Annotated in this window: 15 protein-coding genes and 1 riboswitch; of the genes, 5 read left to right on the forward strand and 10 right to left on the reverse strand. The window is 45.2% G+C overall.

Annotated elements, in window-relative coordinates; all coding sequences use genetic code 11:
• Positions 1-24: 24 nt before the first annotated feature.
• From ABZR88_RS09790 to ABZR88_RS09800, 3 genes are read right to left on the reverse strand one after another with little or no spacing between them, the layout of a single operon-like run.
• A complete protein-coding gene (locus ABZR88_RS09790; protein ID WP_107828796.1) occupies positions 25-933 on the reverse strand; it encodes a histone deacetylase in 909 nt (302 codons plus the stop codon).
• Positions 934-936: 3 nt separating this feature from the next.
• Entirely contained in the window at positions 937-2,232 is a 1,296-nt protein-coding gene (kynU, locus tag ABZR88_RS09795) for a kynureninase (protein WP_107828797.1), read from the reverse strand.
• A 46-nt stretch (positions 2,233-2,278) separates the two neighbouring features.
• Positions 2,279-2,902, reverse strand: a complete 624-nt coding sequence (locus tag ABZR88_RS09800) for a DNA-3-methyladenine glycosylase (RefSeq protein WP_107828798.1) — start codon at positions 2,900-2,902, stop codon at positions 2,279-2,281.
• Between the two features lie 71 nt (positions 2,903-2,973).
• Here ABZR88_RS09800 and ABZR88_RS09805 point away from each other — a divergent pair, with 71 nt between their 5' ends.
• Positions 2,974-4,170, forward strand: coding sequence for an aspartyl protease family protein (locus tag ABZR88_RS09805; protein ID WP_107828799.1), 1,197 nt, complete (start codon positions 2,974-2,976; stop codon positions 4,168-4,170).
• 76 nt (positions 4,171-4,246) lie between these two features.
• On the opposite strand, the gene ABZR88_RS09810 is transcribed toward ABZR88_RS09805, so the two are convergent.
• The gene (locus ABZR88_RS09810; protein ID WP_107828800.1) at positions 4,247-4,897 is read right to left on the reverse strand and encodes an alpha/beta hydrolase; all 651 of its coding nucleotides are present in this window, start codon (positions 4,895-4,897) and stop codon (positions 4,247-4,249) included.
• Positions 4,894-5,373 carry a GAF domain-containing protein gene (locus ABZR88_RS09815; protein ID WP_107828801.1) on the reverse strand — a complete coding sequence of 160 codons (480 nt, stop codon included), beginning with the start codon at positions 5,371-5,373 and terminating at the stop codon, positions 4,894-4,896. The genes ABZR88_RS09810 and ABZR88_RS09815 overlap by 4 nt, the downstream gene beginning before the upstream one ends.
• 81 nt (positions 5,374-5,454) lie before the next feature.
• Between ABZR88_RS09815 and ABZR88_RS09820 the strand changes: the two genes are divergently transcribed.
• Together ABZR88_RS09820 and ABZR88_RS09825 are read left to right on the forward strand one after the other, a co-directional pair.
• On the forward strand, positions 5,455-6,165 hold the full coding sequence (locus ABZR88_RS09820) for a DUF3291 domain-containing protein (protein WP_245917047.1): 711 nt from the start codon (positions 5,455-5,457) through the stop codon (positions 6,163-6,165).
• Positions 6,162-6,410, forward strand: a complete 249-nt coding sequence (locus ABZR88_RS09825) for a hypothetical protein (RefSeq protein ID WP_107828802.1) — start codon at positions 6,162-6,164, stop codon at positions 6,408-6,410. Before ABZR88_RS09820 ends, ABZR88_RS09825 begins: the two co-directional genes overlap by 4 nt.
• A 357-nt stretch (positions 6,411-6,767) precedes the next feature.
• Here ABZR88_RS09825 and ABZR88_RS09830 read toward each other — a convergent pair whose 3' ends face one another.
• The 4 genes from ABZR88_RS09830 to ABZR88_RS09845 all read right to left on the reverse strand — a co-directional run bounded on the left by ABZR88_RS09830 (position 6,768) and on the right by ABZR88_RS09845 (position 10,926).
• Complete coding sequence (locus ABZR88_RS09830; RefSeq protein ID WP_107828803.1) at positions 6,768-7,493, reverse strand: diphthine--ammonia ligase; 726 nt, start codon at positions 7,491-7,493, stop codon at positions 6,768-6,770.
• 56 nt (positions 7,494-7,549) lie between these two features.
• Positions 7,550-8,233: a Sir2 family NAD-dependent protein deacetylase gene (locus ABZR88_RS09835; RefSeq protein WP_107828804.1), complete on the reverse strand. Its 684-nt coding sequence runs from the start codon at positions 8,231-8,233 to the stop codon at positions 7,550-7,552.
• Positions 8,234-8,349: 116 nt separating this feature from the next.
• The gene (locus ABZR88_RS09840) at positions 8,350-8,916 is read right to left on the reverse strand and encodes a DUF6580 family putative transport protein (protein WP_107828805.1); all 567 of its coding nucleotides are present in this window, start codon (positions 8,914-8,916) and stop codon (positions 8,350-8,352) included.
• Positions 8,917-8,979: 63 nt separating this feature from the next.
• Positions 8,980-10,926, reverse strand: a complete 1,947-nt coding sequence (locus ABZR88_RS09845; RefSeq protein WP_107828806.1) for a TonB-dependent siderophore receptor — start codon at positions 10,924-10,926, stop codon at positions 8,980-8,982.
• A gap of 99 nt (positions 10,927-11,025) precedes the next feature.
• Positions 11,026-11,219: riboswitch (cobalamin riboswitch) on the reverse strand.
• An 81-nt stretch (positions 11,220-11,300) separates the two neighbouring features.
• On the opposite strand from ABZR88_RS09845, the gene ABZR88_RS09850 reads away from it, so the two are divergent.
• Positions 11,301-12,032 carry an SRPBCC family protein gene (locus ABZR88_RS09850; protein ID WP_107828807.1) on the forward strand — a complete coding sequence of 244 codons (732 nt, stop codon included), beginning with the start codon at positions 11,301-11,303 and terminating at the stop codon, positions 12,030-12,032.
• 116 nt (positions 12,033-12,148) lie between these two features.
• Here ABZR88_RS09850 and ABZR88_RS09855 read toward each other — a convergent pair whose 3' ends face one another.
• On the reverse strand, positions 12,149-13,453 hold the full coding sequence (locus ABZR88_RS09855; protein WP_107828808.1) for an NAD(P)/FAD-dependent oxidoreductase: 1,305 nt from the start codon (positions 13,451-13,453) through the stop codon (positions 12,149-12,151).
• A gap of 479 nt (positions 13,454-13,932) precedes the next feature.
• Here ABZR88_RS09855 and argB point away from each other — a divergent pair, with 479 nt between their 5' ends.
• Positions 13,933-14,727, forward strand: coding sequence for an acetylglutamate kinase (gene argB / locus ABZR88_RS09860; RefSeq protein ID WP_107828809.1), 795 nt, complete (start codon positions 13,933-13,935; stop codon positions 14,725-14,727).
• Position 14,728 lies beyond the last annotated feature (1 nt).

The raw sequence follows: 14,728 nt of genomic DNA on the forward strand, positions 1-14,728 counted from the left end.
CGGTCGAAATGACATAGAATAATATTAAAAAAACAACTCCACCGCCAGCCTGAACGTGTTGCAATGCGCATCCACAATATCTTTGATATGCGGCGAGTAGCCGCCACCCATGCTCACCTCAACGGGGATATGGTGATCTTTGCAGGCTTGTAAAACCAGTCGGTCGCGCTCGCGGCATTCGTCTTTGGTGAGGGCCAGTTTACCCAGTTTATCGGTAGCCAGCACATCTACGCCCGAGAGGTAAAAGACAAAATCGGGTTTTTGCTGCGCGATGAGTTTGGGGAGGGTTTCTTTCAGGATGGATAGAAATTCGTCACCAGTGGTGCCGTCGGCCAGCGGGATATCCAAGTCTGATGTTTCCTTCCGATAGGGAAAATTATTGGCGCCGTGCATAGAGAAAGTGAACACCCGGGGCTCATTTTCAAATATCTGCGCAGTGCCATTGCCCTGATGTACATCTAAATCAACAATTAAGATAGATTGCGATATTTTATTATGCAACAAGTAATTAGCAGCCACAGCCTGATCATTCAGCATACAGAAGCCTTCGCCCCAGTTACTGCCTGCGTGATGGGTACCACCAGCTACGTTAAACGCAATACCATGCTGCCGGGCATATCCACAGGCATCAATAGTTCCCTGCGCAATACGCTGTTCGCGCTCCACCAGCCGGGCATCCAACGGGAAACCAATGCGACGCTGATCTTTCGGCGACAGGCGCAGATCACGCAAATCAGCCCAGTAATCTTTATTGTGCGTCCATAGAATCACCTCCTCACTAACCACTCCGGGCGAAAAGAGGTTCTCGGGCGATATAGTTCCTTCGTGGAGTAATTGCTCTGGTATCAACTCATACTTCAGCATCGGGAAACGATGACCCTCAGGCAATGGATGAGCATAGATGGGGTGATAGGCTATTCGTAGATCAGTCATTTGTCATTTCACTTCGTTTACCAGTAACAAGGCTTCCTGCAGCACTCTGCCTGTGTGATACACATCGGTAAAAGTATTATAAAGCGGCACCGGGCTCAGGCGGATCACGTCGGGTTCGCGCCAATCGCCAATGATACCATTTGCAGCGAGGTGATCAAAGATCTTTTTACCATATTGCTTACAGATGATAGAGAGCTGGCACCCGCGCTGCTCAGGATCAGTCGGCGTGATGATCTTCAACCACACTTCACCCCACTGTTGATTGATCTGATTTATCAAGAACTCCATATAGCCCGTCAGACGAACGCTTTTCTCTCGAAGGTATCTTATACCACCCGTATCCTCAAACACACCCAGAGCGGCTTTATTAAGCGCCATAAGCAAAATTGGACTAGTGCTTACCTGCCAGCCATCGGCGCCAACCTCGGGCACAAAGCCTTTTTTCATTTCAAACTGGGTAGCGCGTTCATATCCCCACCAACCGCTCAGGCGTTTCAGCGATGTATCGTTATGATATTTCTGATGCACAAAAATCCCACTAATACCACCGGGACCAGAGTTCAGGTACTTGTAAGAGCACCAGCAGGCAAAATCTACACCCCAATCATGCAGTTGTAACGGCACATTGCCGGCAGCATGAGCCAGATCAACCCCAACCATAGCACCAACAGTATGGCTAGCCTGGGTAATTGCCGCTATATCAAATAACTGCCCGGTGTAATAATTTACACCACCAAATAAAACCAGCGCCAGCTCATCACCTAAATCATTGATTTTTTGCAGGATATCTTCTGTTCGTAAAGTATATTCACCATCTCTGGGGAATACTTCTACAATGACATCGTCAGGCGCCAGACCGTGCAGGCGCACCTGGCTTTCTATAGCATATTGATCAGACGGAAAAGCTTTGCCTTCCATCAATATTTTATATCGTTTATCTTTTGGTTGATAGAAACTTATCATCAGTAAATGAAGATTTACTGTAAGTGAATTCATTACGCTGACCTCAGCTTCACGGGCACCCAAAATCACAGACAAAGGCTTTTTCAACTGCTTTTGATAGCCCAACCATGGATCATCGCCTTCAAACCAGCCTTCTACAGCGCGGCATTGCCATGCATCCAGCTGCTTTTGCAGCTCACCCCTGGCTGCTTTAGGCTGCAAACCAAGCGAGTTACCGCACAAATAGATAGCGTCACTCCCATTATGTTGTGGAATTAAGAATTTGTCTCTTAAATATTTAAGACCATCAAGCTCATCTAATTGTTGAGCAAAAGCCAATGTATTCTGATATTCCATCTTTTAGATTTGCAATATGAGGTTTAAGACAATCTCTCTGAATCAATCACTTGCCCTTTACCGGCCTACTTACATAAGGGTTACCCTTTACGTAAAAGCGATAAGGCAATAAGGCATCCTCTTTGGCATAATCTACACCTATGCGCGGCACTACCGCTATTTGATCATCGGTAAAAGTCAATCCCCGGTCTTCCAGCCACAGCGTATCGCTTTGCAAACTAATAGCGTTAATCTTTCTGGAAATACCCAATGCTTTAGCTACACTACCGGGCCCCATTGTAATGTTCGGTTTAATAACCGCCATGTTTCTGCGCGATTGCATTACATCCAAACCAATTGCCGGGTCGATTGCACGAATCAATACCGCCAGCGGCTCATCTTCAACAGAAACAACAATATTCAGCATTTCATGAATACCATAACACAGGTAAATGTAAGCAACACCACCGGGCATAAACATAGTTTCGGTACGCGGAGTACGCTTGTTGCCGTAAGCATGCGAGGCCCGATCAATAGGGCCATTATAAGCTTCTGTTTCAACAATATAGCCTCCTGTAACTAAACCATCCAGGCGCGTAAACAAATACTTACCTATCAAATTACGGGCTACCTCTACCACGTTTGGGTTTTGATAAAATGCTGCTGGTATTTTAGAAAAACTGTTGGCCATTGCGTGCAATATAAAAATTATTACGCCTTAGTATTTGCCATACAAGCCCACTTGTTGATAAATTGCAGGATATGAAAAACCTCATCATTGCCCTGCTCATTCTTTGTACCCAGGTTGGTTGCACACAGTCTCGTTACAACCAGGGAGCAGCCACCACCAAGAATTATTACGAAGAATTGCCTTATGACGATCTGAACGGTAAGTTTTTCGTCACTGTAGAAGTAAACGGAAAACCGCGACGCTTTCTATTTGATACCGGTGCCATATGTATGGTGAGCGATCAGCTGGCAGATGAAATGAACCTAACCAACATCCACACCGATGATGTGGTAGATGTTAACGGCACCCACTTTAAAATGCACGATGTAAAACTGGATATTAAATGCGGCAGCACCCTGTTTGCCGGCACACCCGCGCTTAGGGGATTGCAAGGCGAGGTATTTAAATGCTGGTCGGTTGACGGCATTATCGGCAGCAATATGCTACGTAATTCACTCGTTAGGTTTAACAGCGCCAAACATACCATCATTATTACCGATCAGAAAGATAAGCTGCAACTCAACAGCAAAAACAGCGGCAAACTGAACATTCACACCGATGGACAAAGTACGCCTATCCTGACCATCCCCTTTGGCAAAAACGCTACGATGGCCATGGAGTTTGACAGCGGCGATAATAAGATGCTGCGCCTTACCGACGGGCTGGTAAACCAAATTACCAAAGGCAGCGTGTACCGCGTTGTGGGGTTAGGCTATGGCGCCAACAACATGGGCGCTATGGGCTTGCAGAAAGACGCACCAAAGCGGCGCTTGTACATCCCCTCCTTTAACTTAGGTAGCACGCAATTCAATAATTCAGTTACTGACACTAACGACTCCGGCATCCCCGGCATCGGCACCGAGCTATTAAAATATGGCACATTGACGCTGGATTACATCAACCAGAAGTATTATTTCGATCCTATTACCCCTACTGTTAATCTGGATGCCAGAGGCTGGCCGGTGGCTTTAACCGTCAAAAATAACCAGCTTATTATTGGAGCAACATGGGACGCCCTGAAGGACATGGCCAAACCTGGAGAGCAGGTAATTGCCGTAGATGAAAAGGATTACAGCCACATAGACCTTTGTGACCTGGTAAACAAAAAACCTGTATTAGATGGCAAACAAACCGCCGTTTTAACCATTAAAAACGCAGATGGCTCTACACGGCAACTTACTATAGAGAATAAAGACTATTCAACAGCAAGCACCGTTGCCAGCCATTGATTAATCTCGCGGGCCCGGTTTTAACCATTAAAAACGCAGATGGCTCTACACGGCAACTTACTATAGAGAATAAAGACTATTCAACAGCAAGCACCGTTGCCAGCCATTGATTAATCTCGCGGGCCCGGTCAAAAATCATAATATGTGTGCCGCCATGTACAACGGCGGCATTTTTTATGCGATGATGATCAAATACCCGGTCATTATCGCCCACAATATGAAAAGTATTTTCAGGAATAATCTGATTATCCCAACGCAAAACAGCCCCCATAGACCATTTCAAAAACCGCACAGACGACTGATGCAGCATATCTGCAAACAGGTTCATCTGATGTTTGCCGATATTACCCACCACGTGGCGTGCAATTTTAGTTGAATGAGTAATTAGCCAACCAGGCAAGATTTTATAGACCGGCAGCGCCCGGAACAACTTAAAATACCCAGGCGCCTCATTAATGGTTTTGATACTGGAGATGAGGATGGTCTTTTTCAATCGCAATGTTTTGCTGATCTCCATGGCCATCATTCCACCTAAAGAGTTGCCAATAACAATATCGCCATCGGCTATTCCGTATTGTGCTTTGATTTTCTGCGCGTACGATACAAGACTGTCATTTTCATCTGGCTCAAACCAATTGACCAGCACTTGCTCGTAGCCATCGGTCTTGATGTGTTGATAGATCCTGCTATCAGCCCCCATACCGGGAATCATAAAAACGCGGCTCATGCAATGTTTATCAGGTCAATAATTTGCGCCAGGTATTGAGCATCTGTTTCGTCAAACTGCGCCAATTCTTCGCTATCCACATCCAGTACGCCAATTACCTCACCATTGTTAAACAGCGGCACAACGATTTCTGATCTGGATAACGAACTGCAGGCAATATGGCCGGGAAAAGCATCTACATCGGGCACAATCAGCGTTTGTTTTTGCTCCCACGCGCTACCGCAAACACCTTTACCTTTAGCTATGCGGGTGCAGGCCACCGGTCCCTGAAAGGGGCCCAAAACCAACTCGCCATTTTTCACCAGGTAAAAGCCTACCCAAAACCATTTGAATTGCTCTTTGAGCGCCGCGCAGACGTTAGCTAGATTGGCCACAGTGTCAGTTTCGCCATAAAGCAGGGCTTCAATCTGCGGAATAAGCGACTGATATTGCTCGGCTTTACTGGTCGAGGTGATGATTTTTAAGTCTTCTGCCATAAAATCAAAGTTAAGACAGGCGCTGTTAAACTAAATAAGCAAAATATCATATTTAATCTTTTATTTCGCTGCATGGCCGTTATGAGTTTGACCATCGTTCGTTACCGAAAGGCGCTTGTACCCTTCGCACTGCTGGCCATGGCGGTGCATAGATTACCGCTCAGGCTCCAAAAAGGCTGCACGTTCTGGAAACTGATGGGCAGCGGACGCAAGGGTACATTTGATCTCAATCCCGACTGGCAGCAATGGGCACTACTGGCCGTTTGGAATCAACAAGATGATTTCGAGCGATTCTATCAATCTTCGTTCGTCAGCAAATGGTGGCAAAAACTAACCACCGAACAGTGGACCATCTTATGCGAACCACTACAAAGCCACGGTAAATGGGATAACAAAGAACCATTCAAAAAACCAACTGAAACGGAAGGATATGGAGACCCTATAGCAGTACTCACCCGCGCCACTATCCGTTTTAACCGACTGAAAAACTTTTGGGCCAATGTTGATGGCGTGGCCCAAATAATGAGTGATGCCCCGGGCTATATCATGTCTGTAGGCATTGGCGAAGCCCCTGTTTATAGGCAAGCCACTTTCTCTATCTGGCAAAGCGTAGACGATGTAAAAAACTTTGCCTACCGCTCCCGCGAACATGGTGAAGTAATCAAAAAAACAAGAGACGAAAACTGGTATAGCGAAGAACTTTTCGCCCGGTTTAAAATACTAGAAACACGAGGCACACTGCATGGAGCCGATCCACTGCATGGCCTTATCCAAAACACAAACCAGCAATGAGAGTAATAGCAGAACTACCGCATCCCGATTTTAAGATCACCATTATGAGCATGAACCAAAAGTTTATTATCAAAACCGAGAAAGGGGTATATGAGCAGATTTACAAGGTTGCCGACATGGATCTGCTCAAAGGAATAGACAGTGTTTTTGAATTACTTGACGAAGAATTCCTCAACAAAATAAACGAACGCTTTAAAGAAATGAACCGCGACTTTAAAGCGAACTACGAGAAGTACAACTTGTAGCGATAAACCACATAACATATTGCAAAATAACAACTTAAGTCAATAATTAAAGCATAGCCAAATTTAATTTGGCTATTTTGGCTTACTTTAGCCCCTTATTAATTATTTAATTAAAGCTATCTTGTGTCATTTAATTACAAAAAACCTGATAAACAATAACTTATATATCGTAACAAAATTATATATTGGTAACTATATACCTTCCTAACCAAGTCCAAAGAAAATTCTGTATCAATAATTACATACTGATAATCAAGTAGTTGAAATTAAAAGTCAGATTCTTTAGTCAGGAGAAAGATTGAGTCATCTGAAAACAAAAAGAGCCACAAATATGTGGCTCTACTATTTAAAAAGCCCCTAGGCGGGCAATAGATCAGCGTACCAGAAACCGCTTAATTTGCTTGCGTCTACGGCAGATCCGTTGCAGGTATCATCTGCACTTTTGGGTGCTTTGTAAGTCTTAAACACCTTCTCGCCTACGCTATATTTTATTTCATTTTTAAAGATGGGACCTTTAAAAGCATAGGTATGAAACTCGCCGTTCTCGCCGCAAACATCAACGTCAGCAGGCAGCGAGGCAATCAGTTCCCGACTCAACTCTCGGCCCGCAAATTCACCTAGGCGCTCCTGGGTACAGGCAATAACGGTACCAAAGCCTAGATCTAGAAACTCATTTATCAACTCATGGGTATCCCGTTGCCAGAGCGGATAAATACCTGAGAGGCCTGCTTCGGCCAGGCGCTGATCGCGGTAGTTTTTGAGGTCTTGCAGAAAGATATCGCCAAAGATAGAATGCGTAATACCCTCGCCTTTCAAATGATCCAGGTGGCGGCGCATCGTATCGTCATACGTTTTCATATCAGGCATTTCCGGCAGGCGCACCTGGTATAAGGGAATACCTATTTCTTCGGCCTGCCTCAACAATAATTCCTCGCGTACACCGTGCATAGAAATACGATTCACCGCATCGTTCACCGTTGTGAGCAGATATTTTATTTCTATGTCAGGATTGCGCAGGCAGTGGTATAACGCCAATGCGCTATCCTTACCGCCGCTCCAGTTAAATATAGCTTTGTGTTTCAAGTTAAAGATTGAAGGTTAAAAATTAGGAATACCGGATTCATATGCACATCCGCACATTAAACCATTAATTCATCTACCAGCTTTACTACTCCTGCACTTGCCTTCTCCTCTATTTTGGTAAATGAGTTATCCAAACCAACGTCTGGTATTTTGGGATCGATGATGTATTTCGGCGTTTCCGGGGCCACATAATGCACTAATCCTGCCGCAGGGTATACCGCGAGCGATGAACCTACCAGGATAAAAACATCGGCCATACTGCAAATATTGGCAGCCTTACCAATCATCGGTACATCCTCGCCAAACCATACCACATGGGCACGCAGTTGTGAACCGAGTTCGCACAACTCGCCCATTTTGATCTCCCAACCGTTTATGGGGTAAGTAAGTCTAGGATTAACGCTCGATTGCGATTTGGTGATGATGCCATGCAAATGCAACACATCTTTACTCCCGGCACGCTCATGCAGATCATCTATATTTTGCGTGACGATGGTCACGTCATATTTATCCTGCAGTTTGGCCAGTGCGTAATGCGCAGCGTTCGGTTCGGCCTCCAGTACGTTTTTGCGACGCATATTGTAAAACTCCTGCACCAGCGCCGGATTACGCGCCCAGGCTTGCGGGGTGGCAACTTCTTCAATATTGTATCCTTCCCACAAACCATCGCTATCGCGGAAGGTTTTCAGGCCACTCTCGGCGCTAATGCCGGCGCCTGTTAATACCACTATTTTTTGCATGTTTTAAGCAGATGGATGAAGATATAAAACTAGGCTTTCTACCAATTTCTATCAAACCGACAGCAACAAAAAAGGCGCCTTGCGGGCGCCTTTTCGTTTATATTTATTCTTTGAATTTAAGCTATAGACGGACGCGCAGTTCTCAACACAGTATACTTGTTCTTAGCCAGCTCAAAGCCGCCGAACAATACCAGTCCATACAAAACATCGCCCAGCACCATATTGCGCTCAAACGGAATAGCCGCCACCAGCGATTGGCCGTAACCACCCAAAGTGTGCGGATACAGTGTACCATACAACCAAGGCAGATCCATCACCAACCAGTGAATAAGTACACCTGCCAATGAAGCTACACCCACGTTTACCACGTTTACTTTTTTGATCTGCGTGCCTATCAGTACCATGGCAATAAAGCACAGGTACATTGGCAGGCTCACCGCAAACGGATTGAGATGATATAGCGAGTTAATCAGCATATCGCTCACAAAAAGCGCAAGCACTGGCACCAGGTAAGCTTTCCACTTATCGCTAAAATAAGCGCCGCCAAACAGTGCCATGGCACCTACCGGCGTAAAATTGCTCATAAACTGAAATTTAAAGGTTAGCAGTCGCGCGGCGGCGGCAAACACAATCATCAGTATTAAAACGGCATTGCGGGTGGCAACTTTTTGTTGTGCGGTCATGTTCTGTTTTCTATTTTAACCCTCAAAGTTAATCAATATAGTTTTAATTAACAGCTAAACTTATCAATTGAACTGATATTTCAGGCCGCTCATAAAGTTTATTTTACGGGTGCTATAGCCATACCATTCTATATAGGTTTTATTCAGAATGTTATTCAGATCTGTAAACAACATCAATTTTTTAGTAGCCTGCCATTGCAAATGAGCATTCAGCAGATTATAGTGCTTTAAATCTACAATAGCTGGGTATGGCGGCGAATTAAAGTCCTGATCCTGGCGATCTCCCATATATTTATAATCTAAGCCAACAACAAAAGTTGGCAATACCTGATAACTGGCGTTTGCTCCATAAGTATTTTTAGGGCGACGATAAAGATTATTAACCTCTACCCCTGCGGCATTTGTTTGTTTACCTACCACATAAGTCATATATGCCGAAGCAGTAAGCTTATCCTTTTTAAAGCCCAGTTCGCTTTCAAAGCCTTTATCGTTCTGCCTGTTGATGTTTTGGTATACAAACTTGCTATCTGTAGTAATAGCATCTTTTATTTTACGCTGATAGAAAGCGGTATTAAAGGTTAGTACCTTCTTGATTACCTCCCACTCAAAACCGGCTTCGTATGATGCAGTTGTTTTTTCTGGCTTTAAAGCCGAGTTGCCATAAGGCGCGGCATATAGCTGGTACAGCGTAGGCGCTTTATAAGCCGAGGCTATGGTACCAAAAACTTTCAGGCGGTCAAATACATAAACTGAGGGATTGATAGTATAAGTAAAGTTATCGCCATATGTATTGTGATGATTGTATCGTGCACCGGTTTCTATATGGAAAATACCGGCTTTAAAAAATAATGAGGTGTAAACACTGGTAATGTTTGAACTGCCATAAACACTGCTAGGCGGCGGATTGTAGCCATCGGTACGGTAAGCGCTGTGCTGGATGGTATTGTAATATTTATAGTCAGCTCCGCTGGTGATGCTCCAGTTTTTATCAAACGTATAATTAAATACGGCTTCAATGTTGCTTACCCGGCCTAAATTTTGACTGGCAGAGGCAGTATTAAAGTTGTCGCTAGGCAAGTTGTTGTAATCACTCCAAACGTTGTTCTGGCTGGCGTTTACCAATAAAGACCCTGCGGGTAATGTCCAGGCGGCGCCTAAACCAGCAAACATAAAGGTCCGTTTATAGGTATCGTCTTTATCGTCGGTAAAAGCATCAAAATCCAGATCACCGGTATTGCGGCTCAATTGCAAATTACCTTTTAAAGTAAAGGCAGATGATACGTACTGCGAAATATTTGCGCTGATAGACCGCTGATAAAAACCGTCATTATCAAAAGGCAAGGTATTGCCTGACGGCGGCGCAGCAGCTGAAAATCCACGTGAATCTGTATTAGAGACATTGACAGCGATACCTGTTTGATTAACCATGCCATTAATATCGGCCGACTCACGGAAAGTATTATAACTACCGCCATTAAGTTGCACCGCAGCCTTTACACCCTTGCCTTGCGCGTGGCGGGTAATAATATTAATTACACCAGCAACTGCATCAGAACCATATAGCGTAGAACCGCTGCCTTTCAATATTTCAATATGATCAATCTGGTCCATAGCAATAGAGTTCAGATCATAGTTGCCGGCAATTGATTGCGCATCGTTCACAGGGAAACCATCAATCAAGATCAGGGTGTTACCGGCAGAAGCGCCGCGTAAATAAACCTCGGTAGCCTGACCTGGCGCATTTGTAACTCCGGAGAACATCAATCCAGGAACGAGATTAAGCAACTGAGGCAATGTTTTACCTTGTGATTGCTTGATCTGCTCTGCCGAAATTACGGTAACTGCCCTGCCAATTTCTTTTAATGTTTTAGGAGAACGGGTAGCAGTTACTACCACGGTGTTCAAATCGCGGGTGGTTGTGTCACGCGTTTGTGCCAGCGCCTTTGTGGCCGGCAGTGCCAGTTGTGCAAGCCCCAGGCCTGCAGCAACTACGATAAAGTTTTTTTTCATGTTGATGTGAGCATCAAACCCACAGCAATGCCGAAAATGAATTTTGGAACGGAAATACTGAAAAGCATCCACATTCAAGCTTCAATCCCCGAAAGCCGTGAATAGTATTTAGCTTGAGGCAGGTCTTCTGGCTTGCTCCCCTCTATCCTGTCTTCCCGTTTCTAAAACAGTGACCAATGGCCGGATATCGGTTACAGAGCTTACAGCTGCGGGACAGCTCCGGATTCACACCGGATTCCCTTTTAATCTTACAGACTAGTTAGTCGGCAAGAACCTTAAGCGGCGCAAAGGTAAAACAACTCGGCTTAATACCAAATAGCTATCTGTCAACTACATTTTTAAAACCCTTACCTGTACCTGGTGTTATTTATAGCATGACAACTTTAGCACAAAGAAACGCGGCCGTAGAACCGGCCCATCATCAACATACTATCAACCTTAACTGGCCGGAGCGCTATGTATCAATCATCAGCGGAGCTAAACTAAGCCTCTCGGGTTTAAAACATATTTTCTCAAAGCCATTCTTTAGCCTGGTAAAAATTGGCACAGGCGGCTATTTGCTCAGTCGAGGTGTAACGGGCCATTGCCCTGTTTATGAAATGGTTGGCCGCAATAGCACGAGACCGGTACAGGTGAACATCAATACATCCGTAACAGTCAACAAATCACGTATGGAGGTCTATGATTTCTGGCGCCGATTGGATAATCTGCCGCTGTTTATGACGCATCTGAAAAGTGTTGATGTGCTGACCGAACAACAATCGCGCTGGTCATTAAAACTGCCCGCCAATGTAGCCGATGTAAGCTGGGAAGCCGAAATTGTTTATGACGAGCCTGGCAATGTAATTGTATGGCAGTCAATGCCCGATTCGGTGATCACTAATGCCGGCCGCGTGCGATTTATAGACACGCCAGATCCTGATATTACGATGGTACACGTAACCATCACCTACCTGCCGCCAGCCGGCATTGTGGGCGCCAGTATTGCTCATTTGATCAATCCGCTATTTGAGAAAATGGTGGAGGATGATATCACCAATTTTAAGAGATACATGGATATAGCACATGTTACCGATGTAATTATCCTGCAAGAAGACGAGGAATAGAAATTAATGCTTGAGTCTTTCTTCACATCAACGGTCGACTATTTAGTCGACCGTTGCTACAACGTCATTTCAATGAACGAAGCAATGATGTAATGGTAAATTATCTTAGAAGCTCATCACTTCGCCACCGGCTCAGCCATCATTTTCTCCGTATCGAACTGGCGCACAATTAAACGATTATCGCCATCCTTATTAAAGTAATTGATAGCCCAGCTACAGAAAACAATCAGTTTATTGCTGAATCCGGCCAGCGAGAGTAAGTGCACAAACATCCATACCAACCAGGCAAAGAAGCCCTGAAAGTGCAGTTTACCCAGATCGGCCACTGCCTTGTTTCGACCGACGGTGGCCATAGTGCCTTTATCAAAATATTTAAATGGCACCGTAGGTTTTCCCGTCACTATGTTGGCAATGTTTTTAGCCAGGTGCTTACCTTGTTGTATGGCAACCGGGGCCACACCAGGCAAACCTTCGGGTGTTGAGGCACTAATCATAGCGGCCACATCGCCTATGGCAAAAATATTCTGATAGCCCTCTACCCTGCTAATATCATCGGTTTTTATACGGTTGCCCCGCATTAGCGGTGCAGCGTCAACACCCTGCGGTACCTCACCACGCACACCGGCCGCCCAAAATACGTTCCGGGTTTTAATATTGGTACCGTTGTCAATAGTCAGCAGATCGCCGTTGTAACTGGTAACGTGCACATCGTTATAAATAGTGACGCCCAGATCGCCCAAAAACGTCTTGGCTTTTTTTGAGGCACCTTCAGACATTGCGGCCAGCAGTTCGGGCTTACCCTCAGCCAGGTAAACTTTCATATCATCCAGACAAAGGCCGGGATAATCTTTGCAAAGGATGTGCATACGCATTTCGGCCAGCGCACCGGATAGCTCTACGCCGGTCGGTCCACCGCCAACAACCACAAAGGTAAGTAGCGCCTGGCGTTCCTCTTCATCGGTCGTCACCATCGCTTTCTCTAAGTTCTGCATAATGAGGCTGCGCAAGTTCAGGGCTTCGGGCAAATTCTTCATCGGCATGGTATAAAACTCAATATCCTTGCTGCCGAAGTAGTTGGTATTGGCGCCGGTGGCAATGACTAAATAGTCGAACTTAATCTCGCCGATATTGGCCGTTACCGTGTTGTTATCTGGGTTGATGCGTTGTACTTCGGCCCAATGGAATGTAAAATTCTTTTGCCGGCCAAAGATGCGACGAATGGGAAACGCAATAGAATCGCCCTCCAAGGCGCCCATAGCCACCTGATAAAGTAAAGGCTGGAAAGTATGGTAGTTATGCTTATCAAGCATCATCACTTCCACTGGGGCATTTTTTAAACTCTTAGCTACTTGTATGCCGCCAAAGCCACCACCTATAATTACTACGCGGGGTTTGCCGGGTGTTGTTTGGGAAAGATCCATATAATTTAGTAACGGTTTTAATCCGCTTCTGTTTAAAGGGTATTGATTCTGTTGCTCAAATATGCTGATCCTGAAAGAGATTTATGGCGATTTAACGGTTATTTAATAATGATAATCAAAACCTGTACAAATATCCCATAATGTCATGCTGAGGAACGAAGCATCTCTGAGGACGGTCCTGTTGATTGTCCTCGAAGATACTTCGCTATCGCTCAGCATGACAAGTTAAAAAAGGATGTCATGCTGAGCCCCGTCGAAGCATGGTGACTGAGCCTTTCCGCGCGAGTCTTCGACAAGCTCAGACTGACAGCCCTCTAGTTTGTCATTGCTTTCATAGTCCCGCCGCCGGGATTCTATTACTCAGCATGACAGCGCACAGGGAACACGAGCGTAAAATAGTCTACCAAACCAATAGATTTTTACACTTCACAGGCCTGTTTTATAGATATATTTCCCTATTTTCGCATCCAATTTTTTGTATGGAGCAGCTACATGTAATTAAGATTGGCGGGAATGTAATAGACAATTCTGAAGCCCTGCATCGTTTTCTGAAAGACTTTTCAGCCCTTCAGGGGCATAAAATACTGGTGCATGGCGGCGGCAAAGTAGCTACCCAACTTTCTGAAACTTTAGGTATTGAAGCCAAACTGGTAGACGGACGCCGCATAACCGACGTAGAGACCTTGCGCGTGGTAACCATGGTTTATGGCGGCCTCATCAATAAAAACATTGTAGCCCAACTGCAGCGCTATGGCAGCAATGCTATAGGCCTGACAGGTGCAGATGGTAACCTGATCCGTGCGCAGAAACGCCCGGTCAAAACCATTGACTATGGCTACGTAGGCGATTTAAAAGACGACTCTATAGACGCAAAAGGTATTGCCGCTTTATTAGAAGCTGGTTTCACCCCGGTTTTTTGCGCATTAACGCACGATGGCGAAGGTCAGTTATTAAATACAAATGCCGATACCATTGCCTCTGCCCTGGCGGTATCAATGGCTGCGCACTATGAATCGACCCTGATCTATTGCTTTGAGAAACGCGGTGTGCTGGAAGATATTGATGATGAAGATTCTGTGATCCGCGAGATTAACCCCGAGCGCTACGAGGAATTAAAAACAGCCAAGATCATCCATAGCGGCATGATCCCGAAGCTGGATAATGCTTTCAGCGCTATTCACAGCGGTGTAAGAGCTGTTATTATTGGCCATGCAGACGAGTTAGGTAATCTGCAGAGCAGCGGTCATTCATTTGGTACACGTTTAAGTAAATAAT

Origin of the sequence: Mucilaginibacter yixingensis (assembly GCF_041080815.1) — a bacterium.
GTDB lineage: Bacteria > Bacteroidota > Bacteroidia > Sphingobacteriales > Sphingobacteriaceae > Mucilaginibacter > Mucilaginibacter yixingensis.

Excerpts from the sequence above, each read along its gene's own strand:
- ABZR88_RS09840 (WP_107828805.1), bottom strand. The coding sequence starts at position 8,916 with ATGACCGCACAACAAAAAGTTGCCACCCGCAATGCCGTTTTAATACTG.
- ABZR88_RS09850 (WP_107828807.1), top strand. The coding sequence starts at position 11,301 with ATGACAACTTTAGCACAAAGAAACGCGGCCGTAGAACCGGCCCATCAT.
- ABZR88_RS09845 (WP_107828806.1), bottom strand. The coding sequence starts at position 10,926 with ATGAAAAAAAACTTTATCGTAGTTGCTGCAGGCCTGGGGCTTGCACAA.
- ABZR88_RS09855 (WP_107828808.1), bottom strand. The coding sequence starts at position 13,453 with ATGGATCTTTCCCAAACAACACCCGGCAAACCCCGCGTAGTAATTATA.
- ABZR88_RS09800 (WP_107828798.1), bottom strand. The coding sequence starts at position 2,902 with ATGGCCAACAGTTTTTCTAAAATACCAGCAGCATTTTATCAAAACCCA.
- ABZR88_RS09815 (WP_107828801.1), bottom strand. The coding sequence starts at position 5,373 with ATGGCAGAAGACTTAAAAATCATCACCTCGACCAGTAAAGCCGAGCAA.
- ABZR88_RS09825 (WP_107828802.1), top strand. The coding sequence starts at position 6,162 with ATGAGAGTAATAGCAGAACTACCGCATCCCGATTTTAAGATCACCATT.
- argB (WP_107828809.1), top strand. The coding sequence starts at position 13,933 with ATGGAGCAGCTACATGTAATTAAGATTGGCGGGAATGTAATAGACAAT.
- ABZR88_RS09810 (WP_107828800.1), bottom strand. The coding sequence starts at position 4,897 with ATGAGCCGCGTTTTTATGATTCCCGGTATGGGGGCTGATAGCAGGATC.
- ABZR88_RS09790 (WP_107828796.1), bottom strand. The coding sequence starts at position 933 with ATGACTGATCTACGAATAGCCTATCACCCCATCTATGCTCATCCATTG.
- ABZR88_RS09820 (WP_245917047.1), top strand. The coding sequence starts at position 5,455 with ATGAGTTTGACCATCGTTCGTTACCGAAAGGCGCTTGTACCCTTCGCA.
- kynU (WP_107828797.1), bottom strand. The coding sequence starts at position 2,232 with ATGGAATATCAGAATACATTGGCTTTTGCTCAACAATTAGATGAGCTT.
- ABZR88_RS09835 (WP_107828804.1), bottom strand. The coding sequence starts at position 8,233 with ATGCAAAAAATAGTGGTATTAACAGGCGCCGGCATTAGCGCCGAGAGT.
- ABZR88_RS09805 (WP_107828799.1), top strand. The coding sequence starts at position 2,974 with ATGAAAAACCTCATCATTGCCCTGCTCATTCTTTGTACCCAGGTTGGT.